This is a genomic window from Streptomyces sp. NPDC058279 (assembly GCF_042881255.1).
Classification (GTDB): Bacteria; Actinomycetota; Actinomycetes; order Streptomycetales; family Streptomycetaceae; genus Streptomyces.
The window spans coordinates 66256-86719 of the sequence record NZ_JBHVYA010000009.1; the positions used below are offsets into that span (position 1 = coordinate 66256).

Annotated in this window: 19 protein-coding genes and 1 riboswitch; of the genes, 3 read left to right on the forward strand and 16 right to left on the reverse strand. The window is 72.2% G+C overall.

Translation table 11 applies throughout. From position 1 onward, the window contains the following. Nucleotides 1-28: 28 nt before the first annotated feature. The 4 genes from ACFVXJ_RS18815 to ACFVXJ_RS18830 all read right to left on the reverse strand — a co-directional run bounded on the left by ACFVXJ_RS18815 (nucleotide 29) and on the right by ACFVXJ_RS18830 (nucleotide 3201). Nucleotides 29-1024 carry a methionine synthase gene (locus ACFVXJ_RS18815; protein WP_389662948.1) on the reverse strand — a complete coding sequence of 332 codons (996 nt, stop codon included), beginning with the start codon at nucleotides 1022-1024 and terminating at the stop codon, nucleotides 29-31. After that, complete coding sequence (locus ACFVXJ_RS18820) at nucleotides 1021-1710, reverse strand: SDR family oxidoreductase (protein ID WP_389662950.1); 690 nt, start codon at nucleotides 1708-1710, stop codon at nucleotides 1021-1023. Before ACFVXJ_RS18820 ends, ACFVXJ_RS18815 begins: the two co-directional genes overlap by 4 nt. A gap of 63 nt (nucleotides 1711-1773) precedes the next feature. After that, nucleotides 1774-2118: a DUF1330 domain-containing protein gene (locus tag ACFVXJ_RS18825; protein ID WP_389662951.1), complete on the reverse strand. Its 345-nt coding sequence runs from the start codon at nucleotides 2116-2118 to the stop codon at nucleotides 1774-1776. A gap of 102 nt (nucleotides 2119-2220) precedes the next feature. Next, nucleotides 2221-3201, reverse strand: a complete 981-nt coding sequence (locus ACFVXJ_RS18830; protein WP_389662953.1) for a GlxA family transcriptional regulator — start codon at nucleotides 3199-3201, stop codon at nucleotides 2221-2223. A 113-nt stretch (nucleotides 3202-3314) separates the two neighbouring features. On the opposite strand from ACFVXJ_RS18830, the gene ACFVXJ_RS18835 reads away from it, so the two are divergent. Next, the gene (locus ACFVXJ_RS18835) at nucleotides 3315-4238 is read left to right on the forward strand and encodes an NADP-dependent oxidoreductase (protein WP_389662954.1); all 924 of its coding nucleotides are present in this window, start codon (nucleotides 3315-3317) and stop codon (nucleotides 4236-4238) included. 52 nt (nucleotides 4239-4290) lie between these two features. Here the strand turns inward: ACFVXJ_RS18835 and mnmA are convergent, their stop codons facing one another. Further along, nucleotides 4291-5424, reverse strand: coding sequence for a tRNA 2-thiouridine(34) synthase MnmA (gene mnmA / locus ACFVXJ_RS18840; RefSeq protein ID WP_389662956.1), 1134 nt, complete (start codon nucleotides 5422-5424; stop codon nucleotides 4291-4293). A 69-nt stretch (nucleotides 5425-5493) separates the two neighbouring features. Here mnmA and ACFVXJ_RS18845 point away from each other — a divergent pair, with 69 nt between their 5' ends. After that, entirely contained in the window at nucleotides 5494-6165 is a 672-nt protein-coding gene (locus tag ACFVXJ_RS18845; protein WP_389662957.1) for an N-acetylmuramoyl-L-alanine amidase, read from the forward strand. Here ACFVXJ_RS18845 and ACFVXJ_RS18850 read toward each other — a convergent pair. The 11 genes from ACFVXJ_RS18850 to ACFVXJ_RS18900 all read right to left on the reverse strand — a co-directional run bounded on the left by ACFVXJ_RS18850 (nucleotide 6158) and on the right by ACFVXJ_RS18900 (nucleotide 18728). After that, nucleotides 6158-7321, reverse strand: coding sequence for a cysteine desulfurase family protein (locus ACFVXJ_RS18850; RefSeq protein ID WP_389662959.1), 1164 nt, complete (start codon nucleotides 7319-7321; stop codon nucleotides 6158-6160). The two genes, ACFVXJ_RS18845 and ACFVXJ_RS18850, sit on opposite strands and share 8 nt — an antisense overlap. A 430-nt stretch (nucleotides 7322-7751) precedes the next feature. Next, nucleotides 7752-8606 (reverse strand): thioesterase family protein, encoded by an 855-nt coding sequence (locus tag ACFVXJ_RS18855; RefSeq protein ID WP_389662960.1) that lies wholly within the window; start codon nucleotides 8604-8606, stop codon nucleotides 7752-7754. Nucleotides 8607-8664: 58 nt separating this feature from the next. After that, nucleotides 8665-9321, reverse strand: coding sequence for a trimeric intracellular cation channel family protein (locus ACFVXJ_RS18860; protein ID WP_389662962.1), 657 nt, complete (start codon nucleotides 9319-9321; stop codon nucleotides 8665-8667). Between the two features lie 162 nt (nucleotides 9322-9483). Continuing rightward, complete coding sequence (locus ACFVXJ_RS18865; protein WP_389663243.1) at nucleotides 9484-10536, reverse strand: ABC transporter ATP-binding protein; 1053 nt, start codon at nucleotides 10534-10536, stop codon at nucleotides 9484-9486. Nucleotides 10537-10541: 5 nt separating this feature from the next. Next, nucleotides 10542-11618 carry an ABC transporter ATP-binding protein gene (locus ACFVXJ_RS18870; RefSeq protein ID WP_389663245.1) on the reverse strand — a complete coding sequence of 359 codons (1077 nt, stop codon included), beginning with the start codon at nucleotides 11616-11618 and terminating at the stop codon, nucleotides 10542-10544. A 29-nt stretch (nucleotides 11619-11647) separates the two neighbouring features. Further along, on the reverse strand, nucleotides 11648-12649 hold the full coding sequence (locus tag ACFVXJ_RS18875; RefSeq protein WP_361309146.1) for an ABC transporter permease: 1002 nt from the start codon (nucleotides 12647-12649) through the stop codon (nucleotides 11648-11650). 210 nt (nucleotides 12650-12859) lie between these two features. Then, nucleotides 12860-14617 carry an ABC transporter substrate-binding protein gene (locus tag ACFVXJ_RS18880; RefSeq protein WP_389662964.1) on the reverse strand — a complete coding sequence of 586 codons (1758 nt, stop codon included), beginning with the start codon at nucleotides 14615-14617 and terminating at the stop codon, nucleotides 12860-12862. 41 nt (nucleotides 14618-14658) lie between these two features. Next, nucleotides 14659-15651, reverse strand: coding sequence for an ABC transporter permease (locus ACFVXJ_RS18885; protein ID WP_389662966.1), 993 nt, complete (start codon nucleotides 15649-15651; stop codon nucleotides 14659-14661). A gap of 553 nt (nucleotides 15652-16204) precedes the next feature. Then, on the reverse strand, nucleotides 16205-16945 hold the full coding sequence (locus ACFVXJ_RS18890) for an enhanced serine sensitivity protein SseB C-terminal domain-containing protein (RefSeq protein ID WP_351384798.1): 741 nt from the start codon (nucleotides 16943-16945) through the stop codon (nucleotides 16205-16207). A gap of 59 nt (nucleotides 16946-17004) precedes the next feature. Beyond that, nucleotides 17005-17739 (reverse strand): enhanced serine sensitivity protein SseB, encoded by a 735-nt coding sequence (locus tag ACFVXJ_RS18895; RefSeq protein ID WP_389662968.1) that lies wholly within the window; start codon nucleotides 17737-17739, stop codon nucleotides 17005-17007. Nucleotides 17740-18089: 350 nt separating this feature from the next. Beyond that, a complete protein-coding gene (locus ACFVXJ_RS18900) occupies nucleotides 18090-18728 on the reverse strand; it encodes an AAA family ATPase (protein WP_389662970.1) in 639 nt (212 codons plus the stop codon). A 224-nt stretch (nucleotides 18729-18952) separates the two neighbouring features. Beyond that, a riboswitch (glycine riboswitch) is annotated at nucleotides 18953-19056 on the forward strand. A 161-nt stretch (nucleotides 19057-19217) separates the two neighbouring features. Here ACFVXJ_RS18900 and gcvT point away from each other — a divergent pair. Then, entirely contained in the window at nucleotides 19218-20333 is a 1116-nt protein-coding gene (gene gcvT / locus ACFVXJ_RS18905; protein ID WP_389662971.1) for a glycine cleavage system aminomethyltransferase GcvT, read from the forward strand. The last annotated feature ends 131 nt before the right edge of the window (nucleotides 20334-20464 follow it).

Here is a 20464-nt window from a genome sequence, read left to right on the forward strand (position 1 = left end):
CGTGTCCTCCCGTGGCCCGTCTCGACCGTCACTCAGGGTTGTCGGCGAGCGACCTCGCCGCTCTGACGCAGTGCGCCTGTGCCGCGCGGGCGTAGGCGGGCGAGGCACCCGCCAGACCGCACGACGGGGTGACCACGACGGACTCGGCCAGAGTCCCCGGGGCCAGCCCCAGCCTGCGCCAAAGCTTCCTGACACCCATGACGCTACCGCCCGGGTCTGACAACGGGGCGTCGGTGCCCGGCACCACTCCGGCGAAGAGTTTCAGGCCGTCTTCGACCGCTTCGCCGATGGCGTCGTCCTCGCGCTCGGTGAGCAAGGAGAAATCGAACGAAGCGCCCGAGGCGCCGGCCCGCCGCAGGAGGGCGAAGGGGACCTCGGGCGCGCAGGAGTGGACGACGACCTCGCCGCCCCCGACGGAATCGGTGACGGCGAACAACTCGCGGAGGGTGCCCTCGACGACCTGCCGGTCGACCGCCCGGTAGGTGCGGTAGCCGCTCGCGGAGCGGACCCGGCCGAGCAGGACGGCGGTCAGCGACGGCTCGTCGAACTGGAGCACGATCTCGGCGCCGGGCACCCGCCGGCGTACGTCGGCGAGGTGCTCGCGCAGCCCCTCGGCGAGGGACGCGGCCAGGTCGCGGCAGGCGCCGGCGTCCTGGAGCACGGCCTCGCCGCCGTGCAGCTCCAAGGCGGCGGCCAGGGTCCAGGGGCCGACGGCCTGGATCTTGAGCTTGCCCCGGTAACCCTGGGTGAACTCCTCCAGGGCGTCGAGGTCCTCGCCGAGCCAGGACCGGGCGCGCCTCGTGTCGCGGCCGGGCCGGTCGCTGAGGCGCCAGCCGCTGGGCTCGACGTGGGCGTACATCTCCACGAGCAGCCCGAGCGTGCGGCCGATCATGTCCGCGCCGGGGCCGCGGGCGGGGAGTTCCGGGAGGTACGGGAACTCCTCGAAGGAGCCGGTGACCGTCTTGGCGGCCTCGCGGGCGTCGCCGCCGGGCAGCGAGCCGACGCCGGTGGCGTTCGCGGTCATCGGCCGGGCCTCACGGACAGGTCGTTGACCTCGGCGTCGCGGGGCAGGTCGACGGCCATGACGATGGTCGTGGCCACCGACTCGGGGTCGATCCAGGCGGCGGGGTCGTACTCCTTGCCCTCCTGCGAGTGCACCTTGGCCTGCATGGGGCTCGCGGTGCGGCCGGGGTAGACGGAGGTGACGCGGATGCCGTGCGGCTTCTCCTCGGCGCGCAGGGAGTCGGCGAGCGCCTTGAGACCGTGCTTCGAGGCGGCGTAGGCACTCCAGTCGGCGTGCGCGTTCAGTCCGGCGCCGGAGTTCACGAAGACGATGGTGGCGTGCGAGGCGCGCAGGGTGGGCAGCAGCAGGCGGGTGACCTCGGCCGGCGCGATGAGGTTCACGTTGAGCTGCTGGTGCCAGGTCTTGGGGCGCAGGTCCCCGACCGGGCCGAGGTCGACGATGCCGGCGATGTGCAGGAGGGAGTCGATCCGCTCGGGGATGGCCTGCTTGGAGAACGCCCAGGAGAGCCGGTCGGGGTCGGCGAGGTCGCCGACGAGCGCGCGGGCGCCGGGGTAGCGGTCGGTGAGCTGCCTGGCGCGGCCGGCGTCGCGGGCGAGCAGGACGAGGTCGTCGCCGCGCGCGTGGAGGCGGGCGGCGACGGCGGCGCCGATGCCGGATCCGGCACCGGTGATCAGGTGAGTAGCCATGTGGCCATGCTCGCACCCCGGGGGAGGCCGGCGTCCGTGCCGGGGTGCGGTGGGGGCCTGCGGTCAGAGACCGGCGGCCTCGCGCAGGCCGGCGGCGGTCTTCCGGGCGTCGTAGCCCGGCGGGACGCCGTCGACCAGGATGATCTCGCCGGGGATGTGCCGGGTGCGCAGCGGGAGGATGGCCTGGTAGGCGGGCGAGGTGTACCAGGCGCGGGCCGTGTCGATGTCCGGGAAGGAGATGACCACGACGGTGCCGGGGAAGGGGCCTTCCAGGACCTCGACTTCCTTGCCGTGGACGACGAAACGGCCCTCGAAGGGGTCCATGGTGGACTGGATCTCCTCGATGTAGCGGAGGATGTCCTCGTTCATCGTCTCGGGGCGGATGTGGGCGATGGCGTACGCGGTCATGGTGGTTCCTCCGCAAGTCGTGGACCGGATCGGTTCGTTGACTCGATCCTGCCAAGCCGCGGCCGGCGCGGCCATTACCTCGGAGGTCATGCCGTTCGGGCCTCATGCCTCCACGAGGGCCGGGCGGTAGGTGCGCCGGTAGGCGATCGGGGAGATGCCCAGGGTGGCCCGCATGTGCTGGCGCAGGGAGTTGGCGGAGCCGAAGCCGGAGCGGTGGGCGACGAGGTCGACGGGCAGGTCGCTGGATTCGAGCAACTGCCGTGCCAGGTCGAGGCGTTGACCGGTAAGCCATTGGACGGGGGTCATGCCGACCTCGTCACGGAAGCGCCGGGTGAAGGTGCGCAGGCTCATCCTGGCGTGTGCGGCCAGCTCGGCGAGGGTGAGCGGCCGGGCGAGCCGTTCCAGTGCCCAGGCCCGGGTGGCGGTGGTGGTGGCGACGGTCGGTTCGGGCACCGGTCGGACGATGTACTGGGCCTGTCCCCCGTCGCGCCACGGCGGTACGACGCACAGCCGCGCGGCGCGGTTGGCGACGGCGGTGCCGTGGTCGGCGCGGACGAGGTAGAGGCAGAGGTCGATGCCGGCGGCGACCCCGGCGGAGGTGAGGATGTCGCCGTCGTCGACGAAGAGCACGTCCTCGTCGACCTTGACGCGCGGGAAGGCCCGCTGGAAGGCCGGGGCGTGCACCCAGTGGGTGGTGGCGGGTCGGCCGTCGAGCAGTCCGGCGGCGGCGAGCACCTCGGAGCCGGTGCAGATGGACACGACGCGGGTGCCGGGGCGGATGGCCGCGAGGGCGTCGGCGAGGGCGGTCGGCAGCGGTTCGCCGCGCAGCAGCCCGGGCATGGCGTGGGTCGGCGGGACGATCACGGTGTCGGCGGTGGCGAGCGCCTCGGGGCCCGCGCCGACCCCGACCGTGAAGCCCGCGTCGCTGGCGACGGGCAGGCCGTCCGCGGTGCAGACGGTGACCTCGTAGAGGGCGTCGCCGTCCGCGGTCAGGGCGTTGCCGAAGACGCGGGACGGCATGCCGAGCTCGAAGGGGGCGACGCCGTCGAGGGCGAGTACGGCGATTCGATGCAAACCGGGCATGGCCAGATCCTGTCACATGGTGGCCGTCCGGCCAACACCACGCCGGCCTCGGCGCGGCCAAGCTGGTGGCACGGCCGGGAAAACCGGCACAGAGCGCAACCGAGGAGACATTCATGCGTGCCGTCGTCGTCAGCCAGTGGGGTGGCCCCGAGGTTCTCACCGAGGTCGAGGTCGAGCGGCCCGAGCCCGGTCTGAACGAGATCCTCGTACGGGTCCACGCGGCCGGCGTGAACCCCGTCGACTTCAAGACCCGGGCCTCCGGCGCACTGATCGACTGGGCCGAGGTCCCGGCGGTCGGCTGGGACGTCTCGGGCACCGTCGAGGCGGTCGGGCCGGGCGTGACCGTGTACCGCCCGGGCGACGAGGTGTACGGCATGCCGCACTTCCCGCGCCAGGCCGGCGCCTACGCCGAGTACGTGACCGGCCCGGCGCGGCACTTCGCGCCCAAGCCGGCCTCGCTCGACCACGTGGCGGCGGCAGCGCTCCCGCTGGCGGCCCTCACCGCCTGGCAGGCCCTGGTGGACACCGCCCGGCTGAAGGCGGGAGAGCGGGTCCTGGTGCACGCGGCGGCGGGCGGGGTCGGTCACCTGGCCGTGCAGATCGCGAAGGCGCGGGGCGCGTACGTGATCGGCACCGCGAGCGCCGCCAAGCACGAGCTGCTGCGGGAGCTCGGCGCGGACGAGGTGATCGACTACCGGACCACCGCCTTCGAGGAGGCCACCTCGGACATCGACGTCGTCATCGACGCGATCGGCGGGGACTACGGGCAGCGCTCGCTGGGCGTGCTGCGGCCGGGCGGCCGGCTGGTGACCCTGCCGGGCCCGGACGCCGTCCCGGCCGACGCCCCGGGCGTGCGCACCGGCTGGACGCTGGTGGAGCCGGACTACCGCGGCCTGCTGGAGATCGCCGCGCTGGTCGAGGCGGGCGAGCTGCGGGTGGTGGTCGACACGGTCCTGCCGCTGGAGCAGGCGGCGAAGGCCCACGAGATCGGCGAGCAGGGCCGGACCACCGGCAAGATCGTCCTGACGGTGGCCTGACGGTCGCCCGGGCGGTGGCCTGAGGGTGGCCCGGGCGGATGCCCGAGCCGGCTCAGACGGTAGCGGCGGCGCGGGTGGTGGTGGCGATGGTGGCGGAGCCGACCACGCGCGTGCCGTCGTAGAGCACGATCGCCTGACCGGGAGCCACGCCGCGTACCGGCTCCGTGAAGGAGACGCGCAGTTCGCCGTCCACGACCTCGGCGAAGACCTCGGTCTCGCCGCCGTGGGCGCGCAGCTGCGCGGTGTACGTCCCGGTGGCGGCCGGGGTGGAGCCGCACCAGCGGGGGCGGATGGCGGTGAGGGCGCTGATGTCGAGGGCTTCGACGGGGCCGACGGTCACCGTGTTGTTCACCGGCGAGATGTCGAGGACGTAGCGCGGCTTGCCGTCCGGGGCCGGGTGCCCGATGCGCAGACCCTTGCGCTGGCCGATGGTGAAGCCGAAGGCACCGTCGTGGCTGCCGACCTTCTCGCCGGTCGCACCGTCCACGATGTCGCCCTCGGCCTTGCCCAGCCGGCTCGCGAGGAAGCCCTGGGTGTCGCCGTCGGCGATGAAGCAGATGTCGTGGCTGTCGGGCTTCTTCGCGACGGCCAGGCCACGGCGCTCGGCCTCGGCGCGGATCTCGTCCTTGGTGGTGAGGGTGTCGCCGAGCGGGAAGAGGGCGTGGGCGAGCTGCTTCTCGTCGAGGACGCCGAGCACGTACGACTGGTCCTTGGCCATGTCGGAGGCGCGGTGCAGCTCGCGGGTGCCGTCCTCGTTCAGGACGACGGTGGCGTAGTGGCCGGTGCAGACGGCGTCGAAGCCGAGGGCGAGCGCCTTGTCGAGCAGGGCGGCGAACTTGATCTTCTCGTTGCAGCGCAGGCAGGGGTTGGGGGTGCGCCCGGCCTCGTACTCCGAGATGAAGTCCTCCACCACGTCCTCGCGGAAGCGTTCGGCGAGGTCCCAGACGTAGAACGGGATGCCGATGACGTCGGCGGCGCGCCGGGCGTCGCGGGAGTCCTCGATGGTGCAGCAGCCGCGGGCACCGGTCCGGAAGGACTGCGGGTTCGCGGAGAGCGCGAGGTGGACGCCGGTCACGTCGTGCCCGGCTTCGACCGCGCGGGCGGCGGCGACGGCGGAGTCCACGCCGCCGGACATGGCGGCCAGGACGCGAAGTGGGCGGGCGGTGCGCGGGAGGTTCTCAGTCATAGCACCGTCCAGAGTACGGGGGAACCGGGCGGGGTCCCAGCGCGTTCTGGGGTACGGGGGGTGGATCACATGGCGAGCGGGGACGAGAGCAGGGGCGGGGGCAGGACCCGCAGGGCGGTGCTCTTCGGTGGGCTCGGGGTCGTCGCGGTGGCGGCGGTCGCGGGGCGGGAGGAGCTGGGGCGCGCCTGGTGGCTGCTGCCGGGGGTGTCCAAGCCGCGCGAGGAGGGGGCGCTGGACCACGCCGGCGCGAGTTGGACGGCGGCCTCGCCGGCGAACTGGCGGAGGGCGGACCGGCCGGACGACTACCGGGTGGACCGGATCGTCGTCCATGTCACGCAAGGAAGCTTCAAGACCTCGGTGGACGCCTTCAAGAACCCGTGGCACAAGGCGTCGGCGCACTACATAGTCCGCCAGGACGGGCATGTGGAGCAGATGGTCCGCGAGCTGGACGTGGCGTTCCACTCCGGGAACCGCTCGATGAACGAGCGCAGCGTCGGCATCGAGCACGAGGGCTTCGTCGATCGGCCGCAGGACTTCACCGACGCGATGTACGCGGCGTCGGCCCGGCTGGCGGCGGACGTCTGCCGCAGGTACGGCATACCCGTCGACCGCAAGCACCTCCTGGGCCACTCCGAGGTCCCGGGCACCGACCACACCGATCCCGGCCCGCTGTGGGACTGGGACCGGTACCTGCGCATGGTCGGCGAGGCGCTGCGCGCGGAGACGGCCAGACCTAGCTGAGGCCGGCGGTGCGGGCGCGGGCCACGGCCGGGCCGATGGCGGCGGCCACGGCGTCGATGTCCTCCTTGGTGGAGGTGTGGCCGAGGGAGAACCGCAGGGTGCCGCGGGCCAGCTCTGGATCGGTGCCGGTGGCGAGCAGGACGTGGCTGGGCTGGGCGACGCCCGCCGTGCAGGCCGAGCCGGTGGAGCATTCGATGCCCTGGGCGTCGAGGAGGAGCAGCAGGGAGTCGCCCTCGCAGCCGGGGAAGCTGAAGTGGGCGTTGGCGGGGAGCCGCTCGGCGGGGTCGCCGCCGAGGACGGCGTCGGGCACCTCCCGCAGCACGGCGGTGATCAGTTCGTCGCGCAGGGCGCCGACGCGGGCGGCGAAGGTCTCGCGCCGCTCGGCGGCGAGGACGGCGGCGACCGCGAACGCGGCGATGGCGGGCACGTCGAGGGTGCCCGAGCGCACGTGGCGCTCCTGGCCGCCGCCGTGCAGGACGGGTACGGGGCTCTGGTCGCGGCCGAGGAGCAGCGCGCCGATGCCGTAGGGGCCGCCGACCTTGTGGCCGCTCACGGTCATGGCCGCGAGGCCGCTGTCGCCGAAGCGGACATCGAGCTGCCCGAACGCCTGGACCGCGTCGGAGTGCAGGGGGATGCCGAACTCGCCCCCGATGGCCGCGAGTTCACGGACGGGCAGGACGGTGCCGATCTCGTTGTTGGCCCACATGACGGTGGCGAGGGCGATGTCGTCGGGGTCTCGCTCGACCGCCTCGCGGAACGCCTCGGGGTGAACACGGCCGTACCGGTCCACGGGCAGGTACTCGACGCGGGCGCCTTCGTGCTCGGCGAGCCAGTGGACGGCGTCGAGGACGGCGTGGTGCTCGACGGGGCTGGCGAGGACGCGGGTCCGGGCGGGGTCCTGGTCGCGGCGGGCCCAGTAGAGGCCCTTGACGGCGAGGTTGTCGGCCTCGGTGCCGCCGGCGGTGAAGACCACCTCGCTCGGGCGCGCGCCGAGGGCTTCGGCGAGTGCCTCGCGCGCCTCTTCGACGGTGCGGCGGGCGCGACGGCCGGCGGCGTGCAGGGAGGACGCGTTTCCCGTGGCGGCGAACTGCGCGGTCATCGCCGCAGCCGCCTCCGGCAGCATCGGCGTGGTTGCGGCGTGATCGAGGTAGGCCATGATCCCCCGATTCTACGAGCCCCCCACCTCCCCCACCCCCTCCGGCCCCCGAGCCACCCCGGCCCGGCCCCGACGGGCACGCGTCCGGGCCCCGGGGCCGGCTCCGCCCCGCCTGCTCGGGAGCGGGGCGGCCAAGGCACAAGGGCGACCCGGGCCCGGCCCGGGGGGCGCCGTCGGGAGCGCCGGCGCGAGCCGGGCCGGGTCCCGGCCCCAGGGGCGCCGCCCGGGTGCCCGAGCCGGATCGGGAGCAGGCAACGTCCGGGCCCGGCCGGAGGTCCGGCCTGCCGGTCGCCGGCCGGGCCGGCGGCAGGGACCGGCAGGGTCGGAGGGGTCGGAGCCCTGCCCTCAGGGGCGTCCCGCGCGGGGCGCGGGCCGCCGGCGGGCGGCGGGCGGCGCGGCCGAAGGCCACGCGGCCGGGCATCCGGGCCCGTCAGGCGCGCGGCGCGCGGGCCAGTTGGCGGGACTGGGCGACCAGGCGGTCCGTCGAGTCCCAGACCTCGGCGTCTTCCTCCAGGAACCCGCCGGCCAGGTTGCGCGTGGTGAGGGCGACCCGCAGCGGGCCCGGGGCGGGGCGGTGGCGGACGTGGGTGGTGAGTTCGACGGTCGGGGTCCAGCCCATCAGGCCGAGGTCGAAGGAGGTCGGCGGCAGCGCGTCCACGGCCAGCAACAGGGAGAGCGGGTCCGCGTCCCGACCGTCGGCCAGCTCGAACCAGGCCCGCATCTCGCCCTTGCCGGAGGGCGCGCCGACGGCCCAGCCCGCCGTCGCCGGGTCCAGCCGCAGCCGAAGTCGGTCGACGATCGCGGAACTGCCCGGGATGGGCGCCGGGCCGGCTTCGGCGCCGAGGCAGTCGTCGTACGCCGGGATGGCCGGGGGCCGCGCGGTGGTGTGCACGGAGTCCGGGAGCGAGTCGAGGTCGCCGTAAGAGGCGAGCACCCGGATGCGCTCGACCTCCGCGCCGCTCTTGTCGTACTGGAAGAGCGAGGCCTGCCCGGTGGAGAGGGTGCGGCCGGTCCTGACGACCTCGGTGCGGATCACGGCGGGGCCGGGCACGGAGGAGGTCAGGTAGTGGGCGGAGGCGGTGAACGGGTCCGGGTGCGGCAGCGCCGCCGACAGCGCCCGACCGACCAGGGCCAGCAGGTATCCGCCGTTCACGGCGGCGATGATCGTCCAGCCCGCCGAGAGTTCCGTGTCGTACACCCCGGGCTCGCCCGCGCGGGGGGCGATGGCGGTGTCGCGGTCGAACTCGCTGTCTCCGATGGCCGCCTGGGCCGCTGTGTGTGCCATGGGGCGACGGTACACGGCCGATACTACTAAGCGGTAGCTTTGTTCTGCTACGGCGCTGTTACGGCTCTTCGGCCACCGCCGAGCGGCGGTTCCAGGCCAGCGGTGCCCGCCAGTGGTAGCGGATCGCGAGCAGCCGGAACACGAAGGCGGTGAGGATCGCGACGCCCGTGGTGAAACCGTTCAGCACGTCGAGGCCGATGAAGAGGGCCACCATCGACGCCCCGACCACGGCCGGGACCGCGTACATCTCCCGGTCGCGCAGCAGCGACGGCACTTCGTTGGCGAGCACGTCGCGCATGACGCCCCCGCCGACCGCCGTCGCCACTCCCAGCGCGGCGCACGCGGTGAGCCCCAGTCCGTACTCGTAGGCCTTCGTGGTGCCCGACACGCAGAACAGTCCCAGGCCGGCGGCGTCGAAGACGTTGATGGCGCGGTTGATCCGCTGGACCTCGGGGTGCAGGAAGAAGACGATCGCGGCGGCGACCAGCGGGGTCAGGAAGAAGCTGAGGTCGCCGAACGCGGCCGGCGGGACGGCCCCGATCACCAGGTCGCGCAGGAGCCCACCGCCGAGGGCGGTGACGAGCGCGAGCACACAGATGCCGAAGACGTCGAAGTTCTTGCGGACGGCGAGCAGCGCGCCGGCGGTGGCGAAGACGAAAATGCCCGCGAGGTCCAGGGTGTGCTGGATACCGGGCGGGAAGAGATCGTGGGACACGCCCCCATTGTGCGGGCTGTCGGCGTCGGCCCCGACAAGGCCCCGACCGCCCGACCCGGCCCGACCCGGCCCGACCGGCCTGCCCACCGACCCGGCCGGCCCCGACCCCGGCCGCCGCACCGTCGGCGGCCGGGGTCGGGGCGGGGGACGGGGCGGGGCCCGCTATACGGTGGGCGTCTCCACCGCTTCCGCCGCGCCCGGCAGGGCCTTGTCGCCCGGCGCCTGGTCGGGGGCGTTCTCCGGGTGGTGGCAGGCGACCTGGTGCCCGGTCTTGAGGGCGACCAGCGGCGGCTCCTGCGTCGTGCAGAGCTCCGTCGCCTTCCAGCAGCGGGTGTGGAACCGGCAGCCGCTGGGCGGCGAGATGGGCGAGGGCACGTCGCCCTTGAGCAGGATGCGGCCGCTCTTCGCGCCCCGCCGCCTCGGGTCCGGCACCGGCACGGCCGACATCAGCGCGGTCGTGTACGGGTGCATCGGCGCCTCGTACAGCGACTTGCGGTCCGCCAGCTCGACGATCTTGCCGAGGTACATCACCGCGATCCGGTCGGAGACGTGCCGGATGACCGACAGGTCGTGCGCGATGATCACGTAGGTGAGGCCGAGTTCCTCCTGGAGGTCGTCCAGCAGGTTCACCACCTGGGCCTGGATCGACACGTCCAGCGCCGACACCGGCTCGTCCGCGACGACCAGCTTCGGCTTGAGGGCCAGCGCCCTGGCGATGCCGATGCGCTGGCGCTGGCCGCCGGAGAACTCGTGCGGGTAGCGGTTGTAGTGCTCGGGGTTGAGGCCCACCAGCGACAGCAGCCGCTGGACCTCCGCCTTGACGCCGCCCTCGGGGGTGACCTTCTGGAGCTTGAACGGCGCTCCGACGATCGTGCCGACCGTGTGGCGGGGGTTCAGCGAACCGTACGGGTCCTGGAAGATCATCTGCACGTCACGGCGCAGCGGTCGCATGCCGACCACACCGAGGTGCGTGATGTCCTTGCCCTCGAACTCGACCTTCCCCGCGCTCGGTTCGAGCAGGCGCGTGATCAGGCGGCCCATCGTGGACTTGCCGCAGCCGGACTCGCCGACGACGCCGAGGGTCTCACCCCGGCGGACGTCGAAGTCGATGCCGTCGACGGCCTTGACCGCTCCGGCCTGGCGGCGCAGCAGCCCCTTGTTGATGGGGAAGTGCTTGACCAGCCCGGTCACCTTGAGGAGCGGCTCCTCGTTCATGTCGCTCACAGCTTCGGCGCAATCTCTTCGGTCCAGATCCGGGTCCGCTCCTCCTGCGACATGTGGCAGGCGGACCAGTGCCGGGTGTCGTCCTGGGTCAGCTCGGGGCGCTGGGTGCGGGTGATGCCGCCCTTGGGCACGTCGGCGTAGGGGCACCGGGGGTTGAAGGCGCAGCCGCTCGGGATGTTGATGAGGCTGGGCGGGGAGCCCTTGACCGGGATCAGGCGCTCGGTCTGGTCGCGGTCGATGCGCGGCATCGAGCCCAGCAGGCCCCAGGTGTAGGGGTGGCGGGGTTCGTAGAAGACCTTCTCGGCGGTGCCGCGCTCGACGCACCGGCCGCCGTACATCACGAGGATGTCGTCGGCCATCTCGGCGACCACGCCGAGGTCGTGCGTGATCATGATGACGGCGGAGCCGAACTCCTTCTGGAGGTCGCGGATCAGGTCCAGGATCTGCGCCTGGACGGTGACGTCCAGTGCGGTCGTGGGCTCGTCCGCGATGAGCAGTTCCGGGTTGTTGACCAGCGCCATCGCGATCATCGCGCGCTGGCGCATGCCGCCGGAGAACTCGTGGGGGTACGCGTCCACGCGCCGGTGGGGCTCCGGGATGCCGACGCGGTCGAGCATCTCGACGGCCCGGGTGCGGGCCGTCTTCTTGTCGACGTCGTTGTGGGTCCGGTACGCCTCGACGATCTGCTTGCCGACGGAGTAGTAGGGGTGCATCGCGGACAGCGGGTCCTGGAAGACCATCGCCATCTTGCGGCCGCGGAGCTTGCGGACGTGATCGGCGTCGGCCCGGACGAGGTCCTCGCCGTCGAGCACGACCTCGCCGGAGATGTGCGGGCGGCTGCGGGCCTGACCGGTGCGGTGCAGGCCCATGATGGCCAGCGAGGTGACCGACTTGCCGGAGCCGGACTCGCCGACGATGCCGAGCGTCTTGCCGCGTTCCAGGTCGAAGGAGAGCCCGTCGACGGACTTGACGAGCCCGTCGTCGGTCGGGAAGTGGACCCGGAGGTCGCGTACGGACAGGAAGGACGTCGCCGAGGCCCGCGAGGCGGGCGTCGCCTGTTCGGGTACGAACAGGGGGCCGGCGGAGGTGGAGGGGTTGTCGGTCACGTCAGCCTCACGCGCGGGTCGATGACGGCGTACAGCAGGTCCACGACCAGATTGGCCAGGACCACGAACAGCGCGGCGAGCAGCGTCACGCCCATGATGACGGGGAGGTCGCCCTGGCTGATGGCGGCGACGGCCGCCGTTCCCAGGCCCTGGAAGTTGAAGGTCGTCTCGGTGAGCACGGCGCCGCCGAGGAGGCCGCCGAGGTCGAGGCCGAACATGGTGACGATCGGGGTGAGGGTGGAGCGCAGGGCGTGCTTGCGGATGACGACGCCCTCGGTGAGGCCCTTGGCGCGGGCCGTGCGGATGTAGTCCTCGCCGAGGACCTCCAGCATGGTGGCGCGGGTGATGCGGGCGTAGGTGGCGGCGAAGAGGAAGGCCAGGGTGACCCAGGGCAGGATCAGGCTGTTGAGCCAGGCCAGTGGATCCTCGGTCAGCGGTTTGTAGTTGGACACGTCCAACCAGCCCAGGCCGTAGACGAAGATCGCGGGGGCCACCATGCCGGTGAAGAAGATCGGCAGGGACACGCCCGCGAGCGCTCCGATCATCACGGTCCGGTCGATGGCGGTCCTGCGTTTGAGCGCGGAGACCACTCCGGTGGCCACACCGGCGATCACCCAGATCACGGCCGCGCCGAGGGCGAGCGAGAGGGTGACCGGCATGCGGTCGAGCATGGTCTCCCAGACGGGGGCCTCGCTCTTGAAGGAGTAGCCGAAGCACGGTGCCGCGCAGTGCGTGACCTCGGTGCCGGCGTCGTAGTCGCGGCCGACGAAGATGCCCTTGAGGAACACCCAGTACTGCTCGGAGATGGGCTTGTCGAAGCCCATCTTCACGCGGATGCCCGCCAGGGCGGTCGGGTTGGTCTCGCGGCCGGCGTACATGAGCGCGGGATCGCTGCCGGTCAGTTTCGGGACCGCGAAGAAGATGCCGAAGGTGACCACGGAGACCACCAGCAGCGTGGCGGCGACGTTGAACAGCCGCCGTATGAGGTAGACGAGCACTGCAGTCGGCCGCCCGGGGCGGGCGGTCGCCGCCCCTCGTGGGGACGACGACCGCCGCCTGCGGCCTTCACCTGCCCTTCGGACTAGCGCACGTGCGGTGAAGGCACTTACTTACGTACTTGCTGACCTACTGGTGTCCGGCGGCCGCCTCGCGGGGCCGCCGGACGGTCGGACGACTGGGCGCCGACTACTGGCTGCCGTGCCCGCGGGCTACTTGGCGACGCCGACGACCGCGAGGTCGATCTTGCCCATCGAGTCGTTGAAGTAGACGTTCGTCAGGCGCGGGTTGTGGTAGACGAGCGCCTTGTCGAAGTTGATGGGAAGGTAGAGCGCCTTCTCCATGATCTTCTTGTTGATGTCGGTGTAGAACGGCGCGGCGGCGTCCGGCGTGGGGGCGGCGGCGGCCTTGTCGAACAGCCCGTTGACCTCGGGGTCGTCGAGCATCGTGTAGTTGTTGTTGCCGGTCTGGGCGATGAACGAACCGTCGACCAGCGGCTGGAGGAAGCCCGCGCCGGAGTTGTAGTCGGCGCCCCAGCCCATGACGATGATTCCGTAGTTCTTCTTCTTCACGTTCTCGGGCGAACCGATGGTGGAGGAGGAGAGCTTGCCGTCGTACTGGTCGATCGTCGCCTTGATGCCGACCTTGGCGAGCGCGGCCTGGAGGGACTCGGCGGACTTGACCTCGGGGGCCTTGTTGTTGCGGACCGCGATGGTGGTCTCGAACCCGTCGGGCTTGCCGCACGCCTTGAGGGCGGCCTTCGCCTTGTCCTCCTGCGGCTTGCCTGCGGTCAGGTTCCACGGGTCGTAGGACTTGTCGGCGCCGGGGACACCGGGCGGCAGCATGTTCGCGCCGAGGTCACCGCTGGTCGGGCCGCCGCGGGCGTTCTGCAGCGACTTCGGGTCGGCCGCGTAGATGACGGCCTTGCGGCACTCGACGTTGTCGAACGGCGCGACCGTCTGCGGGAAGGCGAAGTAGCGGATGTAGCCCGTGAACGGGTTGTCCGCGTTCTTCTTGAGGTTCGCGTCCTTGAGGATCTTGTTCTTCGCGGCCTGCTGGACACCGGTGCCGTCGACGGCGAGGTCGATGTCGCCGGAGAGCAGGCGCTGGTCCATGTCGTCCGGGTTGGTGGTGACCGTGAAGGTGACCTTGTCCGGCAGACCCTTGCGGATCGTGTCGGTCTTCGGGTCCCAGTTCTCGTTGCGGACGAAGGTCGCACCCTTGCCGGAGGCGAAGCTCTCGACCTTGTACGGGCCGGTGGAGACCGGCTTGTTGGTGTACGTGGCGCCCGTGTCCTTGCCCGCCGGGACGGGCGAGGAGGACGGCATGGCCAGCAGGTACTTGAAGTCGGAGTTCGCGCTCGCCAGGTTGAAGACGATCGTGTGGTCGTCCGGCGTCGAGACGGACTTCAGACCCATCTTGTCGGCGTCGGTGTCCTTGTAGGGACCCGGGTACTTCTGGCCCTGGTCGAGCTGGTCGATCAGGTAGGTCGGACCTCCGGCCAGCACGTCCTGCGCGAAGACGCGCTCGATGCCGTACTTGAAGTCCTTCGCGGTGATCGGCGCGCCGTCCTCGAACTTCACGCCGTCCTTGATCTTGACGGTGTACGTCTTGCCGTCGTTGCTCAGGACGGGCTCGCCCTCGGCGAGGTCCGGGACCAACTTGGTGCCCGCGGCGCCCGGCTTGCTGTCGTACGCGTAGAGCTGGCGTATGAACAGGCGCTGCATGTTCCACACGAAGCCGTAGTAGGCACGCGCCGGGTCGAGGAAGTCGACGTCCTGGGGGGACCAGAGCTTGAGCTCGCCGCCCTTGGCGTCGGAGGCGTTCACGACAGCGGTGGCAGCACCGCTGTAACCCTTGTCGCCCTTGTCGCCCTCCGCCTTCTTGGTGTCGTCGCCACCGCACGCGGCGGTCAGCGACAGGGCGGCGATCACGGCGGTGATCGCGAGTGCCTGCTTTCTGCGGATCACGGTTGTCCAACCTCCAGAAGTGGGTGAATCGGTAGAGCGGTTCAGCTGCCCTTGGGGTCGAGTGCGTCGCGCAGCCCGTCCCCGAAGAGGTTGAACGCCAGGACGGTGATGAAGATCGTGATACCGGGAACCACCATGTACATGGGGTCGTCCTGGTAGATGGGGATGGCGTCGGACAGCATCTTTCCCCAGGAGGCGGTGGGCGGCTTGACGCCGGCGCCGAGGAAGCTGAGGGCCGCTTCCGTCAGGATGTTGGTCGGGATGATCAGCGTCGAGTAGACGAGGATCGGCGCGACCAGGTTCGGGAGCAGTTCCTTGATCAGGATGTAGCCGCGGCCGGCGCCGAGGCTGCGTGCCGCCTCCACATACTCGCGCTCGCGCAGGGACATCGTCTGGCCTCGGACGATGCGACCGATGTACGGCCAGCCGAAGAAGCCGATGACGAGGATGAGCACCGCCATGCGGACGCTCGAACCCTCCAAGCCCAGGAGGCTGTTGGGCACCACGGAGACGAGTGCGATGGTGAACAGCAACTGCGGGAAGGCCAGCAGCAGGTCCATCAGGCGGCTGATGAGGCCGTCGACCCAGCCGCCGAGGAAGCCGGCGAGCGCGCCCAACAGGCTGCCGATGACGACCGAGACGAAGGCCGCGAGGAAGGCGACGATCAGGGAGATGCGGGCGCCGTAGACGATCCGGCTGAAAACGTCGCGTCCGTTGGTGGGTTCGACGCCCAGCAGGAAGTCGGAACTCACACCGCCGAAGGAACCGATCGGCGTGCCGAGGTCGGGATCGATCATGTCCTCGTGGAACTCGTTGGGCGGGTGGCCCAGCAGGCTCACGATCTGCGGCGCGAAGACCGCCACCAGGATCAGGAGGATCACGACTACGCCGCCGGTCAGCGCGACCTTGTCGCGCTTGAGCCGCATCCAGGCGATGCGGCCGGGCGAGCGGCCTTCGATGGCCTTGGCAGGGACGTCGGCTACGGACACGGGTGCGGGCGTCTCCGCGCTCGTGTCGTGCAGTGGTGCCGTCATCGTGGTGGGGACCCCTCTCGGCCGACGGGTGTGCCGGCCCATGCCCGCCGCTGTGGCGGCGTTGGTGCGGAGTGGCGCTCGGAGTGCGTGGGACACGCTGAACGCGTGTGAAGTGCAGGAAGTGCGGGAAGTGCTGCGGGAACCGCGGCGCTGGACCACGGGTGCGGAACACGTGCCGAGCCGCGTTCGGGAGGACCGAGCGGCTCTTGGGTGGGGAGTCTTCATCGGGCGCTCGACCAGCCGCCAGACCCGCAGTTGAATGGATGCGCAACCGTGATCTGACGCCCCGATTCCCGTTATCCGGACTGCACTCACACCTCAGCGGAGCAAGACCGTCCGTTCGGTACGCAACCGGACATCCGGCCCAACTCGCATGAGGGGAGTGCTTTTCAGGCTCACAACGGCGGCGAAATCCGGACAAGACGAAGGCCGCCGGGAACCGTGGGTCCCGGCGGCCTCGCGATGGCTGGTTATCGCTGTCTCAAAACATGGGCGGGCTTCCGGAGGAACGAATTCCAGCGCCCGGGGCGCGGGCGAGGAGCCCGGGCGGGGGTCAGTACGAGGGCGCCTGGCCCTCACGGTCGTAGAACGGACGGGTCTGCGACCGCAGCCACATCGCCACCGGATCGTGCTCGTCCGCGAGCGCGACGGTGCACACCGGGACCCCTTCCGGGACCGCCCCGACCGACTGCCGCATCATCTCCCGTACGGATTCCAGCGCGGGCGCGGAGGCGTCGTACAGGTCCAGCCCCACCGCCAGGTACGCCGACCCCAGTGACGGCTGCACCCAGGCACGGCGGAGCGAGCGGACGGCGGGCGTCCGGTGCGCGTGCTGGGTGAGCAGTCCGTAGAACTGCGGGAGCTCCAGCGCCGGCTCGGACAGTCGCAGCGGCCCGGCCGGCATCCGGTCCAGGCCGGTGGCGATCCGGCGCAGGTCCGCCCAGGGGAGGCCGAGGCCGCCGCCCTGGGCATGGGGGTTGAGCCACAGGCCCCAGCGGTCCGGGTACAGGGCGCGGGCGATGTCCCGGCCGGTGACCACCTCGTAGCCGCGGTTCCATCCGCTGGCGGCGAGCTCCTGTGGGGAGGTCACGCAGGGCGCGTAGCCCAGGCCGTCGACCTCCATGCCGCCGTACTGGGCGTCCGGCGATCCCGGCTGCCCCTGCCAGAGCAGCATCCACAGGCGGCCCTCGGCGAGGGCGTGCAGGAGCGACTCGTAGCTCTCATAGCGCCCGGGAGTCACCTGGCGCAGCATGTGCTCGACCTGCCCGGCCGCGGCCGTGCCTGACGCACTCACCCGGTACCCCTCTTCGTCCGCCCGTCATCCACGCGTATCGGCCCCCAGCTTAAGCGGCCCTAGGGCAGGTAGAAGGGGCGTACGCGCTCACGGATGTAGTCGACCACCGGGTCCTGGGCGGCGTCGAGGAGGATCAACTGCACCGGCCAGGGCGGCGCTACGCGGGTCAGCGCCCGGCCGAGGGCCTCCAGCGGGGCGTTCCGGGACTCGGGATCCCATCCCATCAGCTGGACACCGATGTAGAGCTGGGGCGCCCCGCCCTCGACGCTGGCGAGGCAGCGGTGGGCGGCGGCGACCACGCCCGTGGCGCGGAACTCCTCGGCGGCGGCGGTGAGGAAGTCCACCGGGTCGTCCTGCCAGTCGGGCTCGTAGAGCCGGACGCGGCCACCGGTGGCGGGGCCGTCGAGTGGGGTACGGCCGGTGCGGCAGAGTTCCGCGACGGCGGGCGGGGGGAGCGGGACGCCGACGGCGCCCTCGGGGTTGAGGGCGATGCCGAGCTGTGGGGGCAGGCCGCGGGCGAATTCGACGGCGGGGGCGACGGCGAAGTCCATGGCGGTGCCGACGCAGACGCGGAACTGGGCCTCGGAGCTGTAGACCGGGACGTACGCCGCGCCGCCGATGAGCATGGTCGGGAGGTTGAGGGCGGTGTGCTCGGGGCCGCCGCCGGTGGGCAGCGGCACCCAGACCGGGCTGCGGCCGAGCACCTCCAGGATCCGGGCGCCGGCGTCCGCCTGCCCCAGGGCCGCGCCGAGCACGTGTTCCAGCTCGTTGTCGGGCCACCCGCCGCCGTGCATCTGCCGCCTCCGCCTGTCGCTCCGCGTTGTCCCGCCGACCTTATTCCGTCGCCCTGACCCCCCGGGCCCCGGGTCGCCGGCTCGGCCCCAGCTCGCGGGCGCGAACTCAGCCTCGCCGGCGTTCGAGGCGTGGGGCCAGCATTTTCAGCCTCGCCGGCGTTTGAGGGGCGGGGGCGGGGGGGGGGCCCCCGGGCACCCCGCGCCGCCCGGCCCCCGGGGGGGGGCCCGCCGCCCCCGCCCCCCCCACACCCCGGGGCGGCGGGCCCCGGGGGTGTGCCGGGCCCCCGCGCCTCAAACGCCGGCGAGGCTGGATGTGCCGACCCGGCGCTGAAGGTGGCGCGGGGGACCGGTCAGGGGAAGGTGATGCCGGTGAGCGCGGCGGCGGAGCGGCGGTCGAGGAGGGTGACCGAGGCGCAGCCGGCCGGGGGGCGGCCCGCTTCCGCGGCGCGGATCAGGCGGGCCACCGCCGCCCGGTGGCGGGCGAAGGCGTACGCCGACACCCGCCGCCCCCGCTCCGCCTGCCCCGCCAACGCCTCCCCCGCGGTCGCGTCCAACAGCAGCAGATGCAACGCCCGGCCCCGCCGCCGCGCCGCCCGCGCCAGGAGCCGCCGTACCCACGCCCGGCTCCCGCAGTCGTGCACCACCACCGAAGCCCCCGAGCGCACCACCCGCCACAGCCCCCAGTAGTGCGCCGCCCGCACCACCGGCCGGTACACGGCGTACGGGACCGCCCCCGGCACCCGCCGCTCCCACCGCTCCCGGGTGTCCTGCGAGTCGATCGCGACGACCCCGGCGACCCGTCTGATCAGCGTGCTCTTGCCACCGCCGGGCAGGCCGGACACCACCACGATGTCCCCCGCCGCGAAGCCGAGCCGGCGCGGCCCCCGCGCCGCCGACCCCCGCAGGTCGCGGACCCGTCCCGGCCGCACCGACGCCGGTGCCCGACGCTGCGCCGGGACCCCGTCGAGCGTCCCCGTCAAAGCCGGCAATCCGAACCTCCGCACAGCGATCGCCTCCCCCGCACCTGAATGTAAAGAGACGGTAATCCGGCCCACCCGGTTCCACCCCGCCCACCCGCGCCCACCCGCGCCGCCCGCGCGCGCCCACTCAAGCCCCGCTCGGGTCCGCGCGGACTTTCGGGGCCGCCCGCCCGCTCCCGCCCACCTCGTGCAATGATGTGCGCCATCTGGACACCAACTGCATACCGGCCGCTTGAATCCGCGCGGGAGAGTCCCGGCACGCCGTGAGGTCGTGCCCGGGCGCCGAAGGAGCAAGTTCCTCCCTTGAATCTCTCAGGCCCCGTACCGCGTGGATGAGGCAGATCTGAAAAGCGGGCTGTTCGACAGCTCCACCCAAGGTGCAAGCCGACGACGCGTCCCGCCCGGTGCGGGAACTCTCGGCGAACCTCTCAGGTTCCGATGACAGATGGGGAGGATCGTCCTCGTCATGTCATGCCCTGGGACCCGGGAGCCACACCCATGAGCACTGCCCCCCGCCTGACCGCGCTCGACGCGCTGCACCGCTCGCTCGGTGCGACCATGACCGACTTCGCGGGCTGGGACATGCCGCTGCGCTACGCCAGTGAGCGCGACGAGCACACCGCCGTGCGCACGAAGGCCGGTCTCTTCGACCTGTCCCACATGGGCGAGATCACCCTGACCGGCCCCGAGGCCGTCAAGGCGCTGGACTACGCGCTGGTCGGCAACATCTCCACCGTGGGTGTCGGCCGCGCCCGCTACACGCACATCTGCCAGGAGGACGGCGGCATCCTCGACGACCTGATCGTCTACCGCCTCGGCGAGAGCGAGTACATGGTCGTCGCCAACGCCTCCAACGCCCAGGTCGTCCTGGACGCCCTGACCGAGCGCGCCGCCGGCTTCGACACCGAGGTCCGCGACGACCGGGACGCGTACGCGCTGATCGCCGTCCAGGGCCCGGAGTCCCCCGGCATCCTGGCCTCCCTCACCGACGCCGACCTCGACGGGCTCAAGTACTACGCGGGCCTGCCCGGCACGGTCGCCGGCGTCCCCGCGCTGATCGCGCGTACGGGCTACACCGGCGAGGACGGCTTCGAGCTGTTCGTCTCCCCCGAGCACGCCGTGGAGCTGTGGCAGGCGCTGACGAAGGCCGGCGAGGGCGTCGGCCTGGTCCCGGCCGGGCTGTCCTGCCGCGACACGCTGCGCCTGGAGGCCGGCATGCCGCTGTACGGGCACGAGCTGACCACCTCCCTGACCCCGTTCGACGCGGGTCTGGGTCGGGTCGTGAAGTTCGAGAAGGAGGTCGACTTCGTCGGTCGCCGGGCACTGGAGGAGGCCGCCGAGCGCGCCGCAACGAATCCGCCGCGCAAGCTGGTCGGTCTGATCGCCGAGGGCCGCCGGGTCCCGCGCGCCGGTTTCCCGGTGGTCGCCGACGGCGAGGTCATCGGCGAGGTCACCTCCGGCGCCCCGTCGCCGACGCTGGGCAAGCCGATCGCGATGGCGTACGTGGACGCGGCGCACGCCGCGCCCGGTACCTCCGGCGTCGGCGTGGACATTCGCGGTACGCATGAGCCTTACGAGGTCGTGGCCCTGCCCTTCTACAAGCGGCAGAAGTAGTTCCGCACCGACCCCGTACCGCGTCACCGCCGCACGGAGCCCCGTACGGCGGCCGTACCGCCGGCGTACGGCACCCGTACGGCGCTGTCCCAGTACCCGAGACCACCGTTCGTATCCACTCCCCCGCATCC